This is a genomic window from Cellulosimicrobium sp. NPDC057127, from assembly GCF_042670945.1.
Taxonomy (GTDB): Bacteria; Actinomycetota; Actinomycetes; order Actinomycetales; family Cellulomonadaceae; genus Cellulosimicrobium.
Genome location: NZ_JBHUUP010000001.1, coordinates 1 through 2,477 on the forward strand (window position 1 = coordinate 1; position 2,477 = coordinate 2,477).

The 2,477-nt window shown below is 76.3% G+C and carries 1 protein-coding gene; it reads left to right on the forward strand.

All coding sequences use genetic code 11. From position 1 onward, the window contains the following. The first annotated feature begins 101 nt into the window (after positions 1–101). Positions 102–2,423 (forward strand): prolyl oligopeptidase family serine peptidase, encoded by a 2,322-nt coding sequence (locus tag ACFTZA_RS00005; protein WP_378189396.1) that lies wholly within the window; start codon positions 102–104, stop codon positions 2,421–2,423. Positions 2,424–2,477: the final 54 nt, after the last annotated feature.

A 2,477-nucleotide genomic window follows, 5' to 3' on the forward strand; every position in this document is an offset into this window, starting at 1 on the left:
GTCGTCCACCCGATCGCGGCGAATCCGGTGGACGACCCCGTGTTCGGCGGGAGGGCGGGTGCGAGCGCGAGCGCGAAACGGCGGCGTGATAGGACGTACTCGTGAGTACTGCTGCCGGGCCCGAGCGCGCCCGCCCCACGACCGCTGACGCCTCCGCCACGACGCCGTTCCACGACCTCGACGAGTACGTCGCGATCCCGCGCACGGGCGGCCTCGCGCTGTCGCGCGACGGGAGCCGGCTCGTGACGTCGGTCCAGACGCTCGACGACACGCGCACGGCGTACCGCACGGCGCTGTGGGAGGTCGACCCCACGGGGCAGGCCCCGGCCCGACGCCTCACGCGCAGCACCAAGGGCGAGTCGAGCGCGACGTTCACGGCCACGGGGGACCTGCTCTTCACCTCGGCGCGCCCCGACCCGGACGCGGCCGGCGACGACGACGCGAAGTCGGCGCTCTGGCTCCTGCCGGCCCGCGGGGGCGAGGCGCGCGTGGTCGCGACGGCACCCGCGGGCGTGACCGCGCCGCTGGCCGCGGCGGACGCGCCCGTGGTCTCGGTCGCGGCCGACGTCCTGCCGAGCGCCCGCGACCTCGCGCACGACGGCGAGCTCCGCAAGGCCCGCAAGGACGCCAAGGTCGCGGCGATCCTGCACGACGCGTACCCGGTCCGGCACTGGGACCACGACCTCGGCCCGGGTACCACGCATCGGTTCGTCGCCGACCTCACGACGCCGGTCGACGAGCCGGCCCGCCCGCTCCCCGCCCGGGACGACGCGGACGGTGCCGACGGCGCCGGGGACGAGACCGCCGGCTCCCACGACCCGCGTCTCCTCGACCTGCGCGACCTCAGCCGTGGCCCCGGCCCCGACGCCGGCGGCCCGGGCCGCGCCCTGTGGGAGCACTCCGCCGACCTGTCCGCCGACGGGACGACGCTCGTCACGACCTGGCAGGTGCCCGGCCCCGGCCCGGCGACGCGCAGCACCCTCGTCGCGATCGACACCGCCACGGGCGCGCGCCGCACGCTCGTCGACGAGCCGGGCGCGCAGGTGCACGGGCCGCGCATCTCGCCCGACGGCGCGTTCGTCGCATTCGTCCGCGAGACCCTCACGACGCCGCAGAACGCGCCGGAGGAGACCGTCGCCGTCGTGCCGCTGCACGCGCCCGACGGCCGCGCCGGCGCCGCGGACGCGCACGACGACGCGCCGACGACGCGCGCCGAGAACCACGCGACGCCGCGCACGCTCGCGCCGCACTGGGACCGCTGGCCCACGTCGCTGCGCTGGCTCCCGGACGGCTCGGGCCTCCTCGTCACGGCCGACGACGACGGGCGCGGCCCCGTCTTCCTCGTCGCCTTCTCGCCGGACGGCACGGGCGAGCACGGGACCGCGGAGAAGGTCACCGCCGACGACGCCGTGTTCACGGACGTGCACGTCGCGCCCGACGGTCGCACGGCGTACGCGCTGCGCACGAGCTACCTCGCGCCGGCCGAGCCGGTGCGCATCGACCTGGGCGCCTTCCTCGGCAGCGGGGAGCCCGGCACCCGCACGCCGGTCGCCGCGACCGCCCTGCGGGGACCGGTCGCGAACCCTGAGCTGCCCGGCACGCTCGTGGAGGTGGAGACCGCGGCGTCGGACGACGTCCGCGTGCGCGGCTGGCTCGCGCTCCCGCACGGGGCGAGCGCCGAGAGCCCTGCCCCGCTGCTCCTGTGGATCCACGGCGGGCCGCTCGGGTCGTGGAACGCGTGGAGCTGGCGCTGGAACCCGTGGCTGATGGTCGCGCGCGGCTACGCGGTGCTGCTGCCGGACCCGGCGCTGTCGACCGGGTACGGGCAGGACTTCGTCCAGCGCGGCTGGGGCGCGTGGGGGCAGGCGCCGTACACCGACCTCATGGCCATCACGGACCACGTCGAGACGCTGCCCGAGGTGGACGAGACCCGGACCGCCGCGATGGGCGGCTCGTTCGGCGGCTACATGGCGAACTGGGTCGCCGGCCACACCGACCGCTTCCGCGCGGTCGTCACGCACGCGAGCCTGTGGGCGCTCGACCAGTTCGGGCCGACCACGGACCACTCGTACTACTGGCAGCGCGAGATGACGCCGGAGATGGCGCTAGAGAACAGCCCGCACCGGTTCGTGGGGGACATCGTCAGCCCGATGCTGGTGATCCACGGCGACAAGGACTACCGCGTGCCGATCGGCGAGGGGCTGCGCCTCTGGTACGAGCTCCTCGCGGAGTCCGGCCGTCCGGCCGGGCCCGACGGCGAGACCGTGCACCGCTTCCTGTACTTCCCGGACGAGAACCACTGGGTCCTCGCGCCGCAGCACGCGAAGGTCTGGTACGAGGTGGTGCTCGGCTTCCTCGCCGAGCACGTGCTCGACGCGTCGCCGGGCGAGGGCGACGCGGTGCGGCCGACGACGCTCGGCTGAGCCGGGCGTCGTCGGCCTTACCCCCCGCGAGCGCGGGGCGGCGCCGCTCGGCGC